Source organism: Streptomyces sp. NPDC005752 (assembly GCF_040630715.1).
GTDB lineage: Bacteria > Actinomycetota > Actinomycetes > Streptomycetales > Streptomycetaceae > Streptomyces.
Genome location: NZ_JBEXYB010000067.1, coordinates 1 through 20,024, shown reverse-complemented (window position 1 = coordinate 20,024; position 20,024 = coordinate 1). Strand labels below are relative to the sequence as shown.

General features: G+C 67.0%; 17 protein-coding genes and 3 pseudogenes. 8 read left to right on the top strand and 12 right to left on the bottom strand.

Going from position 1 to position 20,024, the window contains the following annotated elements; all coding sequences use genetic code 11:
- Positions 1 to 83 precede the first annotated feature (83 nt).
- From ABZ441_RS32785 to ABZ441_RS32760, 6 genes are all read right to left on the bottom strand, one after another.
- On the bottom strand, positions 84 to 1,316 hold the full coding sequence (locus tag ABZ441_RS32785) for a ketosynthase chain-length factor (protein WP_358980934.1): 1,233 nt from the start codon (positions 1,314 to 1,316) through the stop codon (positions 84 to 86).
- Entirely contained in the window at positions 1,309 to 2,574 is a 1,266-nt protein-coding gene (locus ABZ441_RS32780) for a beta-ketoacyl-[acyl-carrier-protein] synthase family protein (protein WP_358980932.1), read from the bottom strand. The genes ABZ441_RS32785 and ABZ441_RS32780 overlap by 8 nt, the downstream gene beginning before the upstream one ends.
- 67 nt (positions 2,575 to 2,641) lie before the next feature.
- Positions 2,642 to 3,844: a cytochrome P450 gene (locus ABZ441_RS32775; protein ID WP_358980930.1), complete on the bottom strand. Its 1,203-nt coding sequence runs from the start codon at positions 3,842 to 3,844 to the stop codon at positions 2,642 to 2,644.
- Positions 3,845 to 4,298: 454 nt separating this feature from the next.
- Complete coding sequence (locus tag ABZ441_RS32770; RefSeq protein ID WP_358980928.1) at positions 4,299 to 5,771, bottom strand: FAD-dependent oxidoreductase; 1,473 nt, start codon at positions 5,769 to 5,771, stop codon at positions 4,299 to 4,301.
- A 190-nt stretch (positions 5,772 to 5,961) separates the two neighbouring features.
- Positions 5,962 to 6,747, bottom strand: coding sequence for an ABC transporter permease (locus ABZ441_RS32765; RefSeq protein ID WP_358980926.1), 786 nt, complete (start codon positions 6,745 to 6,747; stop codon positions 5,962 to 5,964).
- Positions 6,744 to 7,715, bottom strand: a complete 972-nt coding sequence (locus ABZ441_RS32760) for an ATP-binding cassette domain-containing protein (protein ID WP_358980924.1) — start codon at positions 7,713 to 7,715, stop codon at positions 6,744 to 6,746. The genes ABZ441_RS32765 and ABZ441_RS32760 overlap by 4 nt, the downstream gene beginning before the upstream one ends.
- 117 nt (positions 7,716 to 7,832) lie before the next feature.
- On the opposite strand from ABZ441_RS32760, the gene ABZ441_RS32755 reads away from it, so the two are divergent.
- On the top strand, positions 7,833 to 8,570 hold the full coding sequence (locus ABZ441_RS32755; RefSeq protein WP_358980922.1) for a TetR/AcrR family transcriptional regulator: 738 nt from the start codon (positions 7,833 to 7,835) through the stop codon (positions 8,568 to 8,570).
- A gap of 39 nt (positions 8,571 to 8,609) precedes the next feature.
- On the opposite strand, the gene ABZ441_RS32750 is transcribed toward ABZ441_RS32755, so the two are convergent.
- Together ABZ441_RS32750 and ABZ441_RS32745 are read right to left on the bottom strand one after the other, a co-directional pair.
- Complete coding sequence (locus ABZ441_RS32750; RefSeq protein ID WP_358980920.1) at positions 8,610 to 9,611, bottom strand: methyltransferase; 1,002 nt, start codon at positions 9,609 to 9,611, stop codon at positions 8,610 to 8,612.
- Positions 9,612 to 9,662: 51 nt separating this feature from the next.
- On the bottom strand, positions 9,663 to 10,604 hold the full coding sequence (locus ABZ441_RS32745) for an aromatase/cyclase (protein ID WP_358980918.1): 942 nt from the start codon (positions 10,602 to 10,604) through the stop codon (positions 9,663 to 9,665).
- A gap of 211 nt (positions 10,605 to 10,815) precedes the next feature.
- Between ABZ441_RS32745 and ABZ441_RS32740 the strand changes: the two genes are divergently transcribed.
- The 3 genes from ABZ441_RS32740 (at position 10,816) to ABZ441_RS32730 (ending at position 13,568) form a co-directional block, all read left to right on the top strand.
- The gene (locus ABZ441_RS32740; RefSeq protein ID WP_358980916.1) at positions 10,816 to 11,493 is read left to right on the top strand and encodes a TcmI family type II polyketide cyclase; all 678 of its coding nucleotides are present in this window, start codon (positions 10,816 to 10,818) and stop codon (positions 11,491 to 11,493) included.
- Entirely contained in the window at positions 11,490 to 12,695 is a 1,206-nt protein-coding gene (locus tag ABZ441_RS32735; protein WP_358980914.1) for a cytochrome P450, read from the top strand. Before ABZ441_RS32740 ends, ABZ441_RS32735 begins: the two co-directional genes overlap by 4 nt.
- A gap of 108 nt (positions 12,696 to 12,803) precedes the next feature.
- Entirely contained in the window at positions 12,804 to 13,568 is a 765-nt protein-coding gene (locus tag ABZ441_RS32730; protein WP_358980912.1) for an SDR family NAD(P)-dependent oxidoreductase, read from the top strand.
- Between the two features lie 189 nt (positions 13,569 to 13,757).
- Here ABZ441_RS32730 and ABZ441_RS32725 read toward each other — a convergent pair whose 3' ends face one another.
- Positions 13,758 to 13,883 (bottom strand): hypothetical protein, encoded by a 126-nt coding sequence (locus tag ABZ441_RS32725; RefSeq protein ID WP_358980936.1) that lies wholly within the window; start codon positions 13,881 to 13,883, stop codon positions 13,758 to 13,760.
- A gap of 86 nt (positions 13,884 to 13,969) precedes the next feature.
- A pseudogene (locus ABZ441_RS32720) lies at positions 13,970 to 14,131 on the bottom strand (winged helix-turn-helix domain-containing protein); the annotation flags it as partial.
- Between the two features lie 1,171 nt (positions 14,132 to 15,302).
- Here ABZ441_RS32720 and ABZ441_RS32715 point away from each other — a divergent pair.
- On the top strand, positions 15,303 to 16,238 hold the full coding sequence (locus ABZ441_RS32715; RefSeq protein WP_358980910.1) for a DUF5655 domain-containing protein: 936 nt from the start codon (positions 15,303 to 15,305) through the stop codon (positions 16,236 to 16,238).
- A 93-nt stretch (positions 16,239 to 16,331) separates the two neighbouring features.
- On the opposite strand, the gene ABZ441_RS32710 is transcribed toward ABZ441_RS32715, so the two are convergent.
- A complete protein-coding gene (locus ABZ441_RS32710) occupies positions 16,332 to 17,078 on the bottom strand; it encodes a DNA methyltransferase (RefSeq protein ID WP_358980907.1) in 747 nt (248 codons plus the stop codon).
- 538 nt (positions 17,079 to 17,616) lie between these two features.
- Here ABZ441_RS32710 and ABZ441_RS32705 point away from each other — a divergent pair.
- The 3 genes and pseudogenes from ABZ441_RS32705 to ABZ441_RS32695 form a co-directional block, all read left to right on the top strand.
- Positions 17,617 to 17,715: pseudogene (locus ABZ441_RS32705) on the top strand (hypothetical protein); the annotation flags it as partial.
- A gap of 92 nt (positions 17,716 to 17,807) precedes the next feature.
- Positions 17,808 to 18,724, top strand: a pseudogene (locus tag ABZ441_RS32700) (IS3 family transposase); the annotation flags it as partial.
- A gap of 50 nt (positions 18,725 to 18,774) precedes the next feature.
- Complete coding sequence (locus ABZ441_RS32695) at positions 18,775 to 18,909, top strand: hypothetical protein (protein ID WP_358980905.1); 135 nt, start codon at positions 18,775 to 18,777, stop codon at positions 18,907 to 18,909.
- Between the two features lie 9 nt (positions 18,910 to 18,918).
- On the opposite strand, the gene ABZ441_RS32690 is transcribed toward ABZ441_RS32695, so the two are convergent.
- Positions 18,919 to 19,632: a DUF4145 domain-containing protein gene (locus tag ABZ441_RS32690; RefSeq protein ID WP_358980903.1), complete on the bottom strand. Its 714-nt coding sequence runs from the start codon at positions 19,630 to 19,632 to the stop codon at positions 18,919 to 18,921.
- Positions 19,633 to 20,024: the final 392 nt, after the last annotated feature.

Genomic DNA, 20,024 nt, shown 5'->3' with positions numbered 1-20,024 from the left:
GCCGTAGGGGCAGCCATCAGTGATGGCTGCCCCTACGGCGTCGTGCCCGGACGATGACGCGTCGGCCGCGGTACCGGCGTCGGCTACGCCGCCGTGAGGACCATCGCGGAGTTGATGCCGTCGCCCCGGGCCAGTACCAAAGCCGTGGAGACGGTCGTCTCCCTCGGCCGGCCGAGCACCAGGTCAAGCTGATCGGACCCGACCGGTTCGGCCACATTGATCATGGGCGGTATGACGCCGTGCCGCATGCTCAACGACGCGGTGGCCACATCGAGCGCCGGGCCACCGGAATACAGTCGGCCGGTCATCGTCTTCGGCGCGGTCACTGGAACCCCCCGTGGACCGAACACGGCGGTCACGGCAGCGGCTTCGGCGCGGTCGAGTTCGGCGACGCCGGCCGCGTCCGCGAACACCACGTCGACTTCGGCGGGCGTTACACCGGCGTCCGCGAGCGCCGCCTCGATGGCCCGGCGCAGCCCGGGCTCCCGAGCCGAACCGGGCCGCGGGTCGAAGGTTGTGGCGTACCCGGCGATCTCGCCGTACGGCTGAACCCCTCGAGCGCGTGCGTACCCGGCCTCCTCGACGATGAGGATGGCGCCACCCTCACCAGGCAGATGGCCGGACGCGGCAGCGTCGAAGGGCAGGTAGGCCCGCTCCGGGTCGGTCACCGAGCTCATCCGGCCGGTGGTCAGCTCGATCACCCACCCGAGCGGACACAACGTGCTGTCCGTCGCGCCGCACACCACCACCGGCAGACCGTCGGCCACGTATCGGCGGGCCTGGGCGATGGAGTCCATCCCGCTCGTCAGCCCGGTCAAGACCCCGCCGGGACCGTGCAGTCCATGCCGGATCGAGATCTGCCCCGTGTTCACCGCGTAGAACCAGGAGAACGAGAGATAGGCGCTGACATGGTCGCCGCCGAGACTCCACAGTTTCTCCAACTCGCGCTGGCTGTACTCGAGCCCGCCCGCGGAGATGCCGGTGACGATACCGACCTGATCGTCCGGGACAGCGGCCAGTTCGAGGCCGGAGTCGCTGACCGCGGCGTCCGTCGCGATCAGCGCCAGCCGGGTGGCCTGATCGGTCTGCGGCACCAGCCGGCCGGGGACGTGCTCGCGGACGTCGTAGTCGGCCACCTCGCCCGCCAGCTTGACCGGGTACTGATCCGGTTCGAATCGAGTGATCCGTTCGATCCCACTGCGCCCGTGCAGAACGGCGTCCCAGTATGCGTCGGCGTCGAACCCGTTCGGCGCGACCACCCCGAGGCCGGTGATCACCGCGCGAGGGCGCGTCGGCGCCGGGATGGTGTCACTCATCGGAATCCCCCCTGGTCAGCACCATGGCGCTCTGGAAACCACCGAACCCACTGCCCACTTTGAGCACCGTGCGCAGATCCGCCGGCCGCGCTTCCAGCGGGACATAGTCGAGCCCCAGCTCCGGGTCGGGCTCATGCAGATTGGCCGTCGGCGGAATCAGCCCGGCTTCCATGGCCATCGCGCACGCCGCGATCTCGATCGAGCCGATCGCTCCCAATGAGTGGCCGATCATGGACTTGATGGAACTCACCGGCGTCCGGAACGCGTGATCGCCAAGGCTGCGCTTGAACGCGTCCGACTCGTGCCTGTCGTTCTGTACCGTGCTGGAGCCGTGCGCGTTCACGTAGTCCACCTGCTCGGGAGTGCGCCCGGCCATCCGCAGCGCCACCTCGATGGCCTTGGCCATTTCGGTGCCCTCGGTCCGGAGACCGGTCATGTGGAACGCGTTCGCGCGCACGTCCCAGCCGCCGATCTCCGCGTAGATGTGCGCGCCACGGGCCCTGGCGTGGTTCCACTCCTCCAGCACCAGCATCGCGCTGCCTTCGGCAAGCACGAACCCGTTCCGGGTGCGGTCGAACGGACGGGACGCGGTGTGCGGGTCGTCGTTGCGGGGGGTCGTCGCCTTGATCGCGTCGAAGGAGGCGACGCAGACCGGTGAGATGGGCGCGTCCGTGCCGCCGGCCAGCATCACGTCGGCGGAGCCCTCGCGAATCAGCCGCGCCGCATGGGACACCGATTCGATGCCCGCGGTGCAGCCCGTGGACACCAGCGCCACGGGACCTTCCGCACCGACCTCCCAGGCCACATCGGCGGCGATCGACGTCGGGACGAGATACTTGGATAGATGCGGCATCGCGTATTCGTGGTCGAGAAGCCACTTGCGGCCGCCGTCGGAGAGCACGTTGTATTCCCGGTCCAGGCTCATCGTGCCGCCGATGGCGCTGCCGACGCTCGTCCCGGTGCGATGCGGGTCGACCGTGTCGAGGTCGAGGTCGGCGTCCGCGACCGCTTCCCTGGTCGCGGCGACGGCGAGCTGCGCGCTCCGGTCCATCCGCCGGATCTCCTGCGCGGTGAAGCCCTCCGCCACCGGATCGAAGTCGCACTCGCCCGCGACCCGGGAGCGGAACCCGGACGGTGCGAACAGCGAGATGGTGCGAATGGCCGCGGTGCCGGACGAAATCAGCTCCCAGAACTCCTTGGCGTTTCCACCGCCTGGGGCACGCACGCCAATGCCGGTGATGGCGACCCGTCGATTCATCGTGCGCTCACCGTTCGCGCGCTCAATTCAGCATGTGGCATGGGAATCTCATTCCTGCTAGCGGAGGTCAGGCATCGAATGTGACGGGCAGCGATTCCAGCCCGCGGATCGTGAGGCTTCGCTGCCAGCGCAGTTCCTCGGGCGGTACGGCCAATGTGAGGCCGGGCAGCCTGCGCAGCAGCCCGTCGAACGCGATCCGGCCCTCCAGCCTGGCCAGCGGAGCGCCGAGGCAGAAGTGCGCGCCACGTCCGAATGCCACGTGCCCGTTGTCGGAACGCATAACGTCGAAACGGTCCGGTTCCTTGAACTTCGCCTGATCCCGGTCGGCCGAGGCCAGCGACAAGAGCACCGGGTGGCCCTTCTCGATGCGGGTACCCGCGATCTCTATGGGCTCCAGCGGGAACCGCCACGTCGCCGTCTCGAACGACCCGTCGTAGCGGAGCATCTCCTCCAGGGCCGGTTCCACCAGGTGCGATTGCTCGCGCAGCAGCGCGAGTTGGTCGGGATGGCGCAGCAGAGCGAGCGTGCCGTTCCCGATCAGATTGACGGTCGTTTCGAAGCCTCCGATCAGCAGAAGGGACATCATCGACAGCAACTCGGTCTCGTTGAGTCGGTCGTCGTCGTCCCTGGCCGCGATCAGCGCGTCGACCAGACCGTCGGCCGGCACCTCTCGGCGCTTGTCGACCAGTTCGGTGAGGTATCCGAGGAGGTCACGCAGTCCGACCGGCCGCGCGTTCTCGCTCTGGGCCTGGCCGGAGCCGGTCTTGTTCGTCCACCGGCGGAAGTCCTTCGTCCACCGGCGGAACATCTCTTGGTCCGCCGAGGGAACTCCCAGCAGCTCGCAGATCACCGTGATCGCCAGCGGGAACGCGAACTCGGCGACCAGGTCGACGCGTCCTCTCGGCACGATCTCGTCGAGAAGCCCGTCCGTGATCTGCTGCACCTGGCCGCGCAGACCCTCGACACGGCGGGCGGTGAACGCGGTCGAGACCAGTCGGCGCAGCCGCGTGTGTTCGAGCCCGTCCGTGGTGAGCAGGTGTGTCCCGAGCCCGGTCCGGTCCTCCAACGGCCGCCCCTTGCCCGCCTCCTGCCAGTCGAGCGGCGCGTTGCGTGGGTCCTTGCTCATCCGGGGATCGGTCAGCAACATCCGTACGTCCTCGTACCGGGTCACCAGCAATCCGTAAAGGCCCTGGCCTTCCATGACCTGCAGGACGGGCTCTTGCTCACGCAGCCACGCGTACTTGGGATAGGGATCCGCGCCGAAATCCATCGTCCGCCTCCTCTGCTCTGGTACTCGGTTCGTAACCAAGATGAATCGGCCCACCGTGCTGTGCCGAAGGTGCGTTTTGGCGGCGTCCATTCGCGGACAGCCTGGAAGGCGACGTTGTACGCCAAGCTTCGCCGCATCGGTTCGAGAGGAGCTCGTGGTCGGTTAAACGGACGGACCCTGCTTACGGTCAATTGACCCGAAACGGCAGGGGTTCCCGCTCGTGGGTGCTTGTGAGTGAACTGGCGGGAGACAGCTGGCAGTTGTCGCCGTCGACGCATGAGGATCTTCGGATGCGGACGGATGTGAGGCGCTGGTGTCCCAGCCGCGCGGGCGCCGGATCGGCGGACATCAGCTCCTCGGGAGGCCGAGCGGCGATCAACGGGAGCGCCGAACAGCAGGCGGCTGGCACCGGCATAGCCGGTGCCAGCCGTATGACCGTGTCGAGGATCCGGTGTCAGACCTCCTGCGTGACAGCGCCCGGGCTCTTCCGGCACAGGATCCGGTCGAGAGCGTCCCGCAGCTGCTGCTCGCTGGAGGCGGCCGCTCGCGTGGTCGCCGTACGCCAGCCGACGAAGCCGTCGGGACGGATCAGCACGGCACCGTCCTCCTTGGTGTTGGCGGCCTCGGCCCAGCCTTCGACCGCATGAGCCGTGATGCCCAGTGCCCGTGCGGCATCCAGCCAGTGGCCGGCCGCGGTCCCGGTGAGCAGCGTGAAGCCGCTCACAAGGTCGACGGTGGACCGTCCGTCCGGAAGCCACCGGTGCGGCAGGCGGCTGCCCGGTGCGCCGTCGAGTACGAGATTCTCCATGTCCGACAGCGGTTCCGGATCGATCACCGCGGCTGAGTCGTACCGGTAGCCGACGACGGGGATCATGACACCCGTCATGCCGACGGCGGCCCGGTCGGCGGCAAGACTCGGATCGTTGTTCCAGTGCAGGTCGTGGTTCTGCGCGCGGATCACGCTCTGTTCCATGGTGAGCAACGCGACCGGACGGCGCTCGGCTTCATAGGTGTCGAGCAGCCCCTCGCCCCCAGCGGCCAGTTTCCACGCCAGGTTGTGGCCGTCAGCGATACCCGTGTTGAGTCCGAAGCCGCCGACCGGCGGCAACGCGTGTGCCGCGTCGCCGACGAGGAAGAACCTGCCCCACCTGAACGCGTCGGCCACATGTGCAATCGGTGCCCACGGTATCTGGCTGATGATCTGCGGCTGGGCCTCCGTGACGCCGGTCGCGTCCCTGATCCGCTGCTGGATCTGCTCGGCGGGCATGTTCGGATCGCCGTTGTGGATGTGGAAGATCCAGCGGCCGGCTTCGTCGACCCGGTACAGGATTCCGGATGCCCGCTCGTTGCGCAGGAAGGTCATGGAGAGCGGTGGGGCCGGCAGTTCGGCGCGGAACAGGACGTTGAGCATGTGTGAGTCGCCCAACGGCCCCGGGCCGGTCACGCCGATGCCGAGCAGCTCCCGGGTCCTGCTGCGGATTCCGTCGGCGCCGATCAGATAGTCCCCCGTGACGACCCGGCCGTCCTTGGTGGTGACGCTGTCGTCCCCGACAGCGACCACCTCACTGTCGAAGTCGACCCGGCTTCCCATGTCGCGCAGCAGGGCCACGGCGGCACGGTCGATCCGGTCCTGCGGGCAACTGCCCAGTTTCGCCGAACCGATCTCCGGTCGCTCGAACTTGGAGGTGACGGCGGTCAGTTCGCCCAGGCTCGGTCCGGTCATCAGGCCACGGCCAAAGCTCGCCGTCTCCACCTCGATGCCGGCCTCGCGCAGGATCTCCGCCGACCGGTCGCTGAGGCCGAACGCCCTCGGATGGTCATTGACCTTGGCCCGGCGCTCCAGAACGTGAACCGACACCCCTTGGCGGGCAAGGAAAACCGCGGTGCACAGCCCGACGGTGCCGCCGCCGACAATCACTACGCGCATGACTCCCCATTCATGTCATTCATTCTTGAACGTGATTCAGCGTTGTTCTCAGTAGTGAGCTTGGTGACCTGTCCGCCGGCCTGACCGGGGACGGGCGCCCCCTGCGGAGGCCGGGGTGGCCGGACCTTCGACAAGTCCGGTCACCCCAGCTCCGAGGGCAGGTTCGCGTGAAGAGCAGCCGTCGAAGGAGTCACAGTCCCGCTCGGGCGAACTTGCGCGCCGAGAGCGGTACGAAGATCACCAACAGCAGCCCGGCCCACAGCAGGCTCGCGGCCACCGGATGCGCGAGCGGCCATGCGGCGTCCGGCCCGGGGGTACCGGGATTGCCAAACAACTCCCGGGTCGCCGTCGCCAACGCGCTGAGCGGGTTCCACTCACAGATCACCTGCAGCCAGCCCGGCATCCCGTCGGTGGGCACAAACGCGTTGGAGACCATGGTGAGCGGCAGCGTCAACGGCGCCAGGGCAGCCGCGGTGGACGCCGAAGGGATCGCCAGTCCGAGGTAGGTACCCACCCAGGCCAGCGTGTAGCGGAACAGCAGAAGCAGGCCGATGGCGGCCAACGTCTTCCCGACGCCGTTGTGTGCCCGCCAGCCGACGACGAGACCGCACAGCATCATGACGACCAGACCGTACGCTCCGATGACTCCCTCCGCACTGCTCTGGCCGAGAGGCACGGACACGCGGTTGGTCGGCATGGAGCGGAGGCGGTCCATCACCCCACGCGCATTGTCCATCGAGACGTCCACCATCGCCGAGGACAGCGCGGTGCCGCTGCCCAGCACGAACATCCCCGGCATCATGTACTCGCGGTAGTTCGAGGAGCCGTCAATGCCGATCGCACTGCCGAACACGTATCCGAAAAGCACCACGAACACCATCGGCATCAGCAGGATGGTGAGCAGGGTCCCGGGTTCGTGACGCAACCGTAGGAGATTTCGCTGGGTCAGGGTCCAGCCGTCGATGAGGACATTCATGCCGCCACCTCCTGCGCTTCAGCCGGCTTCGCCGACTCAGCCGTCTTGCCGGTCAGAGACAGGAAGACGTCGTCGAGGCTCGGCTCACGAATCCCGACGTCACGGATCACGGCACCGGACGCGTCGAGTTCACGCACGATCTGCGGCAGGGTCGGCACCGCATCCACCGCGGCGGCGACGATGTGCAGTCCGTCCGCCTCCGGTCGCCGGCCGGTGATCCTTTCGAGGACCGACATGGCCTTCTCCACATGGTCCGTGGATTCCACCACGACGTCGATGTGGCTGCCGATCTGAGACTTGAGCTGGGCCGGGCTGCCTTCGGCGATGAGATGTCCGTGGTCGATCACACCGACGGCGGAGGCGAGCTGGTCCACCTCCTCCAGATACTGACTGGTGAGCAGAACCGTCGTGCCGTCGCTGACCAGTTCACGGACGGTGTCCCAGATCTCCATCCGGCTGCGGACGTCGAGCCCCGTCGTGGGCTCGTCGAGGAAGAGCACCGCGGGAGCACGCAACAGGCTGGCGATCAGGTCGAGCCGACGGCGCATGCCGCCGGAATAGGTGCCGACCAGCCGATTGCCGGCGTGGGCGAGGTCGAACCGTTCAAGGAGTTCCTCCGCGCGCCGCCGGGACCCACGCACACCGAGGCGCGACAGGCGGCCGAAGATCCGCAGGTTCTCTCTGGCCGTCAGTTTGTCGTCGAGAGTGGCGTCCTGACCGGCCAGCCCGATCGCCTTGCGGACTTCCCCCGACTCCCGGGCCACGTCGAACCCGGCGACGACGGCCTGCCCACTGGTGGGCCGGGTCAGCGTGCTCAGGATGCGCAGGGTGGTGCTCTTACCCGCACCGTTGGGGCCGAGCAGGCCGTAGACCAGCCCCGGCGGAATGGCCAGATCCAAGCCGGTCAGCGCTTCGACGTCCCCGTACTGCTTTCGCAGGTCTTTCGTATACACGATCGATTTTTCCACGGCCCTCTCCCGACTGGGTGCAGTGTACGCGGTTCCACGATAGGGAACCGCGTGCGGTGTACGCAAGTGCACCGGGTGCGGTGTACGCAGATGATTCGCACGCGTATGCTGGTCGCCGTGTCGGACCCCAAACCCATCATCTGGATGAGACCGGAGAAGCCCACGCGCGGCCCGGTGCCGACGCACAGTCGCAGAGAGATCGCCACGGTGGCGATCAAGATCGCGGACGCCGAAGGGCTGGAAGCCGCCTCGGTACGAAACATCGCCAGGAACCTCGGCGCGGGCGTGATGACCCTCTACCGATACCTGCCCGCCAAGGAAGACCTGTGGGCGGTGATGATCGATGAGGCGACCGTCTTCGAGCCGCAGGAGCCGACCGGTGACCTCCGCGCGGACTTGATCGTCCTGGCGCACCGCAGACGCCAGAACTTTCTGCGCCATCCCTGGCTGGCTCCGCTCCTCTCCACCCGCCCGATCATCGGCCCCAACTACTTGCGCAGCATGGAACGCGATCTCGCCGTGCTTGGCGGCTGCGGTCTCGACATCGACGACTCGATCGACGTGATGAACCTGATCTACTCCTGGGTCAGCGGTGCCGTCCAGGCCGAGCTGACCGAGCGGGCGAACGTGAACCAGTCCGGCGTCGATCGTCACAGCTGGCGGATGCGCATGAAGCCGTATCTGGTGACCCTGCTCGCGACCGGCGAGTTCCCTTATCTGAGCAGGATGACCGAGGCGGCAGAGATCGCCGACGCCGACGAACAGTTCGACACCGGACTGGCCATCATCCTTGAGGGAATCGAAGCCCGGTACTCGACGGCCACTGAGGAGAACAGGCCGCGCACGGCTGAATAGCCGCACCGGCACCGGCTCGCGTTCACTGAGCATCCGTAGTCAGCGAGACGCTTGCAGTTCCACGATGGACATACGACCGGCAGGCACGATGGACACGATCTCGAGGCCGACGGATCCGGCCAGTTCGCCCACCTGCTCGGGGGTGTGCTGCCTTCCCCCGAAGTAGCAGAGCATGCGAAGGTCGCCTTCCGTCTGCCTCTGGTCGTTGAAATAGTCCACGACGAATACGCTTCCCGTCGTCGACGACGCCTCGGCGCAACGTCGCATGATGCGGGCGGCCGCCTCGTCGTTCCAGTTGTGCAGGATGCTCGACAGCAGATAGCCGTCCGCTCCGGCGGGAAGCTCGTCGAAGAAGCTGCCTGGCACGGCGTCGGCACGATGCTCGAAACCGGCGGCCGCGATGGCCTTGCCGGCACGACGCACGGGTCCAGGCAGGTCGACGACTGTCCCCCGCAGGTCGGGATGGGCCTGCAGGATGGTGATCAACATGCTGCCGTCGCCACCGCCGACATCAACGAGATGACGAAGCCTTCCCCACGGATATCCCGCGGCCACGGCGGGCGCGTGCACCGCCAGCCGTGCTCCCATCTGCGCGTCGAACGACTCGGCACGCTCGTCGTTGGCCGACAGGTCTTCCCAGAACGCCAGACCGTACTGCTGCTGGAACGCGGGCTCACCGGTGCGGACCGTGTGCAGCAGCTGGACAAGACTCAACTCGGCGTGGCCGATCGCACCCTCGATGTCGAGCACCGACCGCATTCCCTCGGGCTCGCCGTCACACAGGTACCGGCCCATGTCCGTCAGGTCGTAGGCAGCGGTCCCCGTACTCGACAGCACTCCGGCGGAGACCAAGTGGTCCAGCAGTCGCCCCAGCACGTCCGGGTCGGCCCGCACAGCCTCAGCGAGCGCCTCCGTCGTCCGGGTGCCCGCGACGATGTGGTCGGCCAACCGCAACGTCGCCGCCACCCGGATCGCCATCGGGGTCAACAGATCGGCCGCTGCCCACACTCCCCCGCCTCTGGCGGTCGTCTTCTCGGCCATTGCCCCTCCTGGATCAACGATTGTCTGTCCGATGAACACGGCGTGCCCGGCTCAGAACCCGGCGCGCTCCTCCGCGAATGCCTTGGCAAGGCTCAGGTTGCTCATGCTGTTGCCGCTCAGCAGACGCCGCAGGAACCGGCGCGCCTCACCGATCGTCGTCCCGCTGCCGAGCAGTGACAGTGCCGAGGGCTTGATCGTGCTGGTGTGCCGGGCTTCGCCGATGACGCCTTCCCGCGTCTCGGTGAACCGCCAGTGGCCGGTGTGCGCGTCCAGCATCGCGGGCAACGAGATCTGCTTGTACACGATCAGGTTGGGCGGCAGGCAGATCCGCACGGAACGGACGGTGTGCGTGCCGCCGTCCGGACCTTTGGTGTCCATGTCGAAGAACTGGACGTTCTGCACGTCCTCGGTCATGGCGAGCCCGACCACGTGAGGAATGCGCTTGGGCCACAGGTCCGCACGGTAGAGGTAGTCGTAGGCATCCTCGATGGAACCGGCGATGAACAGCGGGTCGGTGAAGGACAGGACGAGCTCGTCCAGTTCGGCACGCCGCTGCGCCGTGTCACGCAGCGTGTCGAGGTGCTCCTTGCTGTCCTGGTTGATCCTGTCCAGCAGGGGGCCGAGATCGGCGCCGGCCGGCGCGCTGACATGGTGGCGCAGCTCGACCCGGGTACGGTCCTGCGCCAGCTCGGTGAACACCCACTCGCCGCGTATCTCTGTGGCGGGCGGATCGGCCTCCACGTCCGTGAACGTGATGCGGCGTCCCGTCCGGTCGGTGCGGCGCACGGTCCGCCATGTGCGGACGGCGGAGTCACTGACCAGCGACCAGTGCTGGACCAGATCACCCTTCTCGTTGCTGTGGACTATTTCCGCGTGCACGGCGGACAGATGGAACTGCGGCCACCGCGCAACATCCGCGACCAGCTCGAACACCGTCTGGTAGTCGGCGTCGATGGTCACGCCGTGGTCGACATGCTGCTGCGTGCTCGACACAACAAGCCACCTCACAAGCGTCGTAGGTCTGGAACCGTCGCGCCTGACGATGTCCGTCGGCGTTCGACCACGCTTCGAGGACCCTTCGAGTTGATCCGGCGTCGATTCGGCGTCGAAGGCAACAGCACAGGCTTGGCACGACCTCGAAACGAGCCCGCAAGGGTCCGTGACGCGGCACCGGTTCCAACCCGCCAACCGTGAGGAGAGGTATATGCCGAGCATCGTCACCGTCGGCACGTTCGACAGTGATCACGCCACCGACGTCACCAAGATCCTTCGGGAGTTCGACGGCGAGGTTGCATCCGGACTTCCCCAGCTGCGCCGCAGGCAGGTCTTCCACTACGGCGATCTCTACGTGCACATGCAGGACTGGGACGTCGCGGACGCGGCCGAGGCGTACCGGATGACAACTACCGATCCCCGGTGCACACGGCTGAACGACAGCCTGTCGGCCTACTTCGGCGACCACACCGCGACGGAGGACTGGGACGGCCCGGTCGACCAGCCGACCACCGAGCGTTTCTACGTGTGGCCGACCGAGCAACTGGAGAACCTGGAGCAGACGTACAGCGCGGTGATTGTGAACACCCAGCGGCAGGAGCACATCCCGGAGGTGTCGCGGCTCTTCTCGGAGTCGGATGCGACCGACATTCCGCAGAACATGGGGACGCTGCGCCGTCAGATCTATCTGTGGCGTGGCATCTACCTGCACATCCAGGACTTCGCGGAACCCGACGCCATCAAGGTGATCAGCGCGGTGTGGACAGAAGGCGATCCCCGCTTCCTCCAGCTCGTCGACGACCTGACGCGGCTCATTCCGCCGTATGACCCAGAAGGCAACTCGTTGGCCACTCGCTTCTACCACTGGGCTGCAGAGGTGTCAGAATGACCAAACTACCGACCCATCCCATTCGCCGGAAGCTGCCTGGCGTGCTCCCGGCCGAGTACGAAACGCTGCGAAAACGAGGCATCGGCCGCGTGACCCTGCCCACCGGCAAGTTGGCGTGGATGGTGGTGAAGCCCGAGTACGCACGATTCGTACTCTCCGACCCGCGGTTCAGCTCGGACAAGATGAGCGACGACTTTCCGAAGATGACGCCGAAGTCGTTGAACAAGTTGAAGTACTGCGCACCATTTATGATCAATCTGGACGGCCCAGAACACCTGGAGCTGAAGAAGCCGGTCATCCAGGAATTCTCCCCGGCAGGGCTCGCCCGACTGTTGCCGCGACTGCGGGTCGCCGTGGAGGAGAAGGTCGACGCGATGCTGGGCCGGCAGGACAAGCCCGTCGACCTGGTGATGGAGCTGGCGTACCCGATCGCCTGGCGGCTGCAGGAGATATTCCTCGGCATCCCCATGGCCGAGATGCGGAAGATGCGGGACAACGTCTGGCATCTGCTGATGCAAACCTCCACCGAGGAAGAAGAGAAGGCATCAGCCGCGCGCCTGAACCAGCACGCAGAGGACGTCCTGAAAGAGAAGGCGAAAAACCTCGGCGACGACCTGATGAGCCGCATGATCCAGCAAGAACTCGACGAGCGTGGCGAGGTCGACTGGTTCAAGATGGCGCCCCTGATGCTGTCGAACGCCCAGGGCATTCACAACTCGACGTCCATGATGATCACGTTGGGCGTGCTCACCTTGCTGAGCCACCCGGAAGAGCGGGCGACGTTGCTCGCTGAGCCGGACCGGATGACGGTGGCAATCGACGAGATGATCCGGTACTTCTCGGTCAATGATGGAACGCCGATGCGGCTGGCCGTGGAAGACGTGCGCATCGGCGACACGTTGGTCAAGGCTGGTGACGGCCTGGCAGTGCCGACGCTGCCCGTCAACCGCGACCCGTCGGTGTGTCCATATCCCAATGAGCTCAATCTCATGCGGGAAATGCCCACCAGGCACTTGGCGTTCGGCCACGGGCCGCACCAGTGTCCGGCGAACCGCTTGGTGCCGGAGCTGATGGAGATCGTCTACACGACACTGTTCGAGCGGGCTCCCAGTCTCGCGCTGGCTGTGCCGGAGTCGGAGCTGACGTACAAGTACCACTCGATTCAGGCGTTCGGTCCGGCCGAAATGCCAGTCATCTGGTAGGAATGCCGGCCGCCGCACACCTGCCTCGGCAGCGGGCGCGGCGGCCTTACCATCGGCCGATGTTCGGCGGGCACAACGGCTCGCTGCCCCTGGGGAGGACGTGACAAGGTGACCGACGACGACATCCGGGCCGCCACTGCGCCGAGCGCCGACGGCCGCATCGCCCTCGTCACCGGCGCTTCGGGGGCCCTCGGCGCCGCCGTGGCACACGTTCTCGACCGCCGTGGCTACCGGCTGGCGTTGCACTGCACCACCGGTGCGGACCGGGCCCGCAAGGTCGCCGCCGAGCTCAGCGGGCCCAGCGTTGTCGTGCAGGCGGACGTCGCTGACTGGGCTGCCACGCGGGACATGGTGGGCCGGGTGCGCGCCGAGCTAGGCAGCATCAGCGTGCTCGTCAACGCGGGTGCGATCCGCCGCGACGGCTTCATGGCCACCCAGTCCATCGACGACTGGACCCAGACCATCGCCGTCAATCTGATCGGCTCCTTCCATACCTGCCGGGCGGCGCTGCCGGACATGATGCGGGCCCGCTGGGGGCGCATCATCAACGTCGTCTCGCCCGCCGGTCTCATCGGCAGCCCGGGCCAGACGGCATACTCGGCGGCCAAGGCCGGCGTGCTGGGGATGACCCGGAGCCTGGCCCTGGAGTGCGGGCGGTTCAAGGTGACGGTCAACGCGCTGTCGCCCGGACTCATGGCCACCGCGCTCACCGCGGAGATGTCGGCCGAAGCCCGTGCCGCGCTCGTTGCCCGGACCGCGTTCGGCCGCATGGGCACGCCCGGCGAGGTGGCCCGAGGCATCGAGCTACTGCTGGACGCCGACTACATGACCGGTCAGGTGCTGTCCATCGACGGCGGGATGTCGATCTCGTGACCGCCGCAACGGCCGGCTTCGCCGCGGCTCTAGGCCAGGCCCCAGGCGGGCGGCGCGGCATGAGTGTGGACACGTAGCGTTCGGCCGTACGAGTGGTGCCAGGGTTTAGCGGTGTTCGGTCACCTCTCTGCCGCCACCGGCGACGCTTCCCTCATGCATGGTGAATCTGAACGACCCACGCCCGGCACATCACCGGCCCCGTGCCCAGGCCAGCTGCCCCTCCTTCTGGCCTGTGCGCTGTTCACCCAGCACGCCACGACGGCGGCTGCCCGTCTCCTTGGCCTCTCCCCGGACCCTGCCCCGCCCCAGTCCCATGATTCCTCTCCGTACACCCGCGCGCTCGGCGTCTGAGCGGGACGGGCTGCACTGCACCGCCCAACCAGCGGACACACGCGCTCCTCGTTGCGCTCCACGGCCCGCACTTTGGGCACCTGCCACGACCAGCCCAGGCGGTCCAGCAGCCGCCACACCCCGGAGATCTCGTACGAGACCTTGAACCGCTCCTCGATCAGCACCCCGACCCGGGCCAGCGCAGCAGAGTCCTGGGAGTGCCCAAAGAACATGCACCCACTGTTGGGATGCCACAACCATCGTTCCCCTGTGAACCACCAACTTCGCGGTTAACCGGGAGCCGGTCTGCACACTCGGCCACCACACGGCCACCACGCCAATCCGCACAGCCCGAAGAAGAGCGACCACAGAGACAAAAGACCAGCTCACAGCCCTGCAAAGCAAAAACGCCACCGACTGTAAACCTCAGACCTACGCATTGCGATGCACAGACCACACGTGCCCGATTGGCCCGAATTCCAAGGTCAACCAAAACAAGAAACCCCAGGTCAAAGGCCTGACCTGGGGTTCACGACAGAGCCGCCTTCGGAATTCGAACCCGAGACCTACGCATTACGAGTACAGGGGTCCGAAAAAACAATCAAGCGCCCACAGGCTGTCACGTGCCATCGGATACCTGTAGGTAGCTGTCGACAAGAAGTCCCTGGAAAGTCCCTGACGTGACGCAAGTCGAGCTCGCCGCACCATGTTCGCAGGTCACGGCCATGATCAAAAATGGCTGACATGAGCGTGAAGTACAAGGAGACCGCCCGCGGCGGGCTCGCGGTGAACATCATCGATGCTAGTCGAATAGGCCCTGACCAGCGCGTTTGCTTCTTTCAGCGCTGCCAGGGTCTTCCCTGCCTGCGGGGTGGAAAGCCCCTGGAAACCCCCTGGGACAGACGTGAAAGCCCTGAAAAGTCCCTGGGATGTCCCCGTAGGACTTGGCTGATCGCCGTTGCGGTAGGCCAACTTCCAGGCTGATCTGACGCTCTTGCGGCCGACTCAGGTAGTGGTGCAGTGGGTACACGCCAGGTAGCGAAACCTGCGCATTACGAGACCGTGAGCGTTCGTGCTGCGTGGTATCTGACCATGCCGCTGAATGACGTTCTTCCTGATCAGAGCACGTGCGGCTGGTTGACCTGTGCCCCCTCGTATTACCTCGTCCAAAGGCGTCCGGCCACCGGCTGGCCACCGAAGCGGCCACCGACGACGGCAACGGGAGGCTCGAAGCTCGTTGTAGGTCTCCACAGTCCGACCGGGCGCCGGTCTCGCTCCTCGCGCGAGGGCCCAGAGGAGTGCCTCGCCTATGGACGGTAGCAGCGTGAACGGCAGGGCTCGTTTCCGGAATATCCCTCTGGCGATTTCGATTCCCCTTAGTAGTGATCACGGGAGGGGGCGCTGGTGGGCGAGCTGATGTTGTTCCGGCGAGACGCGGGCGGGCAGGATGTCGAGCTGACCGGTTCGACGGTGGCGTTGGAGGTGGAGCTGCAGCGGCGGGTCGAGGCCGGTCTGGAGCAGATGCTCGGCATCCGGTTCCTGGCGTCGGAGTACCCGACCGGTCCGTGGCACCGAGGGCGGATCGACACCCTGGGGCTGGACGAGAACGGCGCCCCGGTGGTGATCGAGGTCAAGAAGGGCTCTGACAGCGGGGTGCTGTCGCAGGCCGTCTCCTACCTGTCCTGGCTGGACTCGGCGCACCACGAGTTCGAGGCGCTCGTCCGGAGGGTGCTCGGCGCGGAGGCCGCCGAGTCGATCGACTGGCGTCGACCGCGGATAGTCTGCATCGCGGCTGGCTTCTCCCACCACGATCGCGTGGCCGTGCAGCGACTGCCCGAGCGGATCGACCTGGTGCGCTACCGCGTCTTCGACGGCGGCCTGCTGAGCCTGCTGCTCGTCGACTCCTCGCCCGGCTCCCCGAACCCGGCTGCGTCCCGGCGTCACCGGGAGCGGGACGCCGCAGTCGTCAGCGCGCCGACGGTGCCGGCAGGTCCAGCGGCGGGAAGTGCCGGCCTCGTCCCGGAGTGCCTGCGGGACCTGTACGCGGAACTGGACGACGCCCTAACGGCGTGGGGCGAGGTCGAGGTGGCAGCGCTTCGGCATTACATCGCCTACCGGCGGCTGGTGAACGTGGCATCGGTGCTGTTCCGTCCGAGGCACGAGGCCATCCTGGTCCACCTCAGACTCGACCCGGGCTCGGTCGTGCTGGAGGAGGGCTTCTCCCGGGACATGCGCGGCATCGGGCACCTGGGCACCGGGGACGTGGAGGTGCGCCTCGCGTCGGCGGACGACCTGGAGAGGGCAACGCCGCTGATCCGGAAGGCGTTCGAGGCGGCTTGAACGAGAAGGGCGGCTGGAGCATCGGTTCTCGATGCTTCAGCCGCCCTTCGGCGTTCGCGGCCCGTTGGCCCCGGGCTCTCTTCGCTCTCATGATCATGCCTGCGGTCCGGCCAGGGCGACGTCGTCCTGCGTCAGCTCGGCGCGGAGCCGCTGCTCGGCCACGTCGGCGTAGTGGGAGGACAGTTCGACGCCCACGAAGCGGCGGCCTTCGCGCAGGGCCGCGACGCCCGTGGAGCCGCTGCCGGTGAACGGGTCGAGCACCGTTCCGCCTTCGCGGCAGATCTGTACGAGCTGCTGCATGACCTCGACCGGCTTCTGGGTGATGTGCACCCGGCCCTTGCGCGGCTGGGACGCGATGAAGTGGCCGGGCAGGTACAGGTCCCGGCCCTTGGCCAGGCTGCCCTTGACTCCCCAGGTGATGAATTCGGCGGACTGCTTGAACCCGCCCTTGCGGGGCCGGCTGGCGGGCTTGATCCACGGGATAGTTCCGCTCCAGGTCCACCCCGGCATCTGCAGGGCGTCAGACGTCGTCGGTTCCTGGCGCCAGTCCGAGAAGACGATGGCGACCGCGTGCTCGGTCGATGCCCGGTATGCCTCGGTCAACAGCTCGGTCAGCCAGGAGCGGTACGAGCGCTGATCGCGGTTCTCGCCGGGGAAGGTGGCGCGGTCGTGCGCCGAGTTGCTGGTGACGTACTTCGCTCGCGCCGTACGACCGGTGCGCTCGGAGCTGGTTCGGCCGCCGCTGTTGTACGGGGGGTCGGTGATGACGGCGTCGACGCTCTCGTCGGGGAGGGTCTTCATCACGGTGAGGGCGTCGCCTCGGTGCAGCGTGTAGCTCATGTGGAGGGCCTCTTTCAGGGCATGACGGGGCTGTTCCCGCTCCGGACCGTGCTCAACGGCGTGCGTCTCGGGCGGGGTTGCGCCGGAGGTTAGCCGTGATCTCCGGCCGGGCCTAACGAGGTGTGCCGTGCTGCGGCCCCGGGTCCGGGAGTCGTTTGGTGCGGCCGGATTCCCAGTCTACTGTCTCGCCGTGCCACCGGGACGAAGCCTCGCTTTACCCCTGCTGACCTGTGCTTATCCGTGTTGTCTCGCCCTATCGAGCACCCCGGGGCGGCACGCTTTCCCCTCGTTCCACGCGTTGTCAGGAGGCCAGGTGTACCGCCTGAGATTACGAGCGCGGCTCGCTGCCGCGCTTGACCGGAGACCGGTGTCCGGGAGCTACCAACTCCCGTGACCCGGGCCCGCCCTGAGAGGCGGACGCACATCGGCGCGGTGCCGACGGCTTTGCACGAGAGGTCGGCACCGCGCCTCCTACGAACACGAGGAGCCGCTGCGATGTGACCTGGCTTGCTGAGAAGCGGCCTGGAAGGATGTTGCAGTGCCCAAGCCGTATCCCAAGGAGTTCCGCGAGGACGTCGTGCGGGTCGCGCGCAACCGCGAGCCCGGCGTCACGCTGGAACAGGTGGCCGCCGACTTCGGAGTCCACCCGGCCTCGCTGACGAAATGGCTGCGCCACGCGGAGACCGAGAACACCCCACCAGGTTTGCGACGGCGCCGGCCGAGTCGGCCGAACTGCGCGAGGCCCGCAAGCGGATCCGGATGCTCGAGCAGGAGAACGAGGTCCTCAGGAAGGCCGCGGCGTGAAGCGGCTGTGCAGCATCCTCGGGATCAGCCGCTCGAGCTTCTACTACTGGCGCCGGACAGTTGCGGACCGGGCCGCCCGGCAGGCGGCCGACGCGAGGCTGACCGCCCTGATACGGGCGGTGCACCAGGACTCGGACGGCACGTACGGAGCGCCGAGAATCACCGCCGAACTCCGCGAGACGAGCGGAGAGGCACTCAACCACAAGCGCGTCGCCAGGATCATGCGGGCGTTCGGCATCGAAGGGGTCCGGTTGCGCCGCCGGCACCGCACCACCGTCGCCGACCCAGCGGCGGCCAAGGCGTCGGACCCGATCGGCCGCGACTTCACCGCCACGGCTCCGAACACGAAGTACGTCGGTGACATCATCTACCTGCCCCTCGATGGCGGGAAGTTCTGCTACCTGGCGACCGTCATCGACCTCGCCTCCCGGCGTCTCGCCGGCTGGGCGATCGCCGACCACATGCGAACCGACCTTGTGACCGACGCCCTGGCCGCAGCGGTCCGCACCCGCGGCAGCCTGGCCGGATCGATCATGCACACCGGCCACGGAGCTCAGTACACAAGCAGGGCCTTCGCCGAAGCCTGCAGGTCAGCAGGGGTGCGGAGGAGCATGAGCGCGGTCGGGTCCAGCGCGGACAACGCACTCGCCGAGTCCTTCAACGCGACCTTCAAACGCGAGACCCTGCAAGGACGAAAGAGCTGGCCAAACGAGCGTGAGGCCCGCCTTGACGCCTTCCGATGGCTCAACCGCTACAACACCCGACGCCGGCACTCCCACCTCGGGCAACGATCACCGATCGCCTTCTACCGCACACCAACTACGCTGGCACGAGCCGCATAGCCCGTGTTCAGGATTCGGGGTCAAGGCCCACCCTCGTCATTCTGGAACGGATGAGCAGCCCCCACTCCAGCCGTACGGCACGGTCTGCCCCGACCCCGTCCGGCACGGCCCTGGCCACCTCCGGTCAGCGGCTCCTCAGACCACGCCGGGCGGCCTGGGGCTCTCCAGGCTGGCTCGGCATCTGACCGGATCGGCTATGGGTTCCCGGCAGTGAAGGCGTCGCGCCGCGCCTTGCGAGCCTCGCGCATCGCTCGTCGTTCCTCGGACTGTACGTAGAGGATGTGGACGGCCTCAACAATCAGGGTGGCGACGTCGGCAACCTCCTCGGCGGAGAACTCCAAGCCGTCGTGCAGGCTCCAGTTGCCAAGCAATCGGGCCTCGTGGAGGTCATCCACGATCTCGCGGGTGACGCCCCGGTTAGCCAGATCGTTGATCTTGTTGAAGAGGCCATTGCCTTCGGCGCCGAGGTTCTTGCAGAGTTCCTCGACGGCGGCTCGATACATTGCCCCTGCCGCCCTGTATGCCTCAGCGGCCTCCGCTCGCGAGCCCTCCGCGAACAGCTCACGCATCGCGTTCGGGGCGGAGACATGCAACTCGCGCGACTGCCGCTCCGGCCAGACCTGCATCACCCGGAGCACCTCGCCGGTCTCCCCGTCTTCGTGGAAGCGGATCAGCTGATGTAGGACCGTGGTCTTGTGGCAGTGGTGGCAGATGGCGGGAATCTGACGCAGCCAGGTGTGCATCCCAAATTTGATTTGGTGCTCGACAGACGGGTTCTCGAACTGAGGATGCGGCCAGATGTAGGAGTTGAAGCCATGCTCGGGGACCGCAAAGCCGCTGTGAAGATGACAATTCGGGCATAGGCCCGGGGGGGCGAGTCCGTGTTGGTTAACGGTGAGGCTGGTCATGGTCCATGAATAGCGGACCGTCGAGGCATCCGGCGTCGCGGTCCACCATGCTCTGAGCGGCGCGGTCAAACTCACCTGTCAGGCGGTCAAGATCACCTGTCAGAGGTCAGCGCCCTCCAGCCTCACGCTGATCTCCCTACCTGCACCGCCTAGCATCGAACGTGTGAGCGACATTCTGGATGCGGTGTAGCGACGACCCTGGCGGCCGGAGCACGGGCCCGCCCCCTCCGTGCAGTGCTGGCCAACGCGTGCCGCCCGGCGCACTACATACGGTCCGGCGGCCGGTGGCGTTACGCCCCCATCTAGGCCCGGGCGACGTACGCGGACGGGACTGTGGCCTACCAGGTGGCCGTGGACCTGGACGGAGACACCACCGTCACCGTCCAGGTCCA

Coding starts and splice junctions, on each gene's coding strand:
- ABZ441_RS32780 (WP_358980932.1), bottom strand. CDS start 2,574: ATGAATCGACGGGTCGCCATCACCGGCATTGGCGTGCGTGCCCCAGGC.
- ABZ441_RS32710 (WP_358980907.1), bottom strand. CDS start 17,078: ATGAGCTACACGCTGCACCGAGGCGACGCCCTCACCGTGATGAAGACC.
- ABZ441_RS32735 (WP_358980914.1), top strand. CDS start 11,490: ATGACCAAACTACCGACCCATCCCATTCGCCGGAAGCTGCCTGGCGTG.
- ABZ441_RS32775 (WP_358980930.1), bottom strand. CDS start 3,844: ATGGATTTCGGCGCGGATCCCTATCCCAAGTACGCGTGGCTGCGTGAG.
- ABZ441_RS32765 (WP_358980926.1), bottom strand. CDS start 6,747: ATGAATGTCCTCATCGACGGCTGGACCCTGACCCAGCGAAATCTCCTA.
- ABZ441_RS32740 (WP_358980916.1), top strand. CDS start 10,816: ATGCCGAGCATCGTCACCGTCGGCACGTTCGACAGTGATCACGCCACC.
- ABZ441_RS32785 (WP_358980934.1), bottom strand. CDS start 1,316: ATGAGTGACACCATCCCGGCGCCGACGCGCCCTCGCGCGGTGATCACC.
- ABZ441_RS32750 (WP_358980920.1), bottom strand. CDS start 9,611: ATGGCCGAGAAGACGACCGCCAGAGGCGGGGGAGTGTGGGCAGCGGCC.
- ABZ441_RS32725 (WP_358980936.1), bottom strand. CDS start 13,883: ATGGGACTGGGGCGGGGCAGGGTCCGGGGAGAGGCCAAGGAGACGGGC.
- ABZ441_RS32690 (WP_358980903.1), bottom strand. CDS start 19,632: ATGACCAGCCTCACCGTTAACCAACACGGACTCGCCCCCCCGGGCCTA.
- ABZ441_RS32695 (WP_358980905.1), top strand. CDS start 18,775: ATGAGCAGCCCCCACTCCAGCCGTACGGCACGGTCTGCCCCGACCCCG.
- ABZ441_RS32770 (WP_358980928.1), bottom strand. CDS start 5,771: ATGCGCGTAGTGATTGTCGGCGGCGGCACCGTCGGGCTGTGCACCGCG.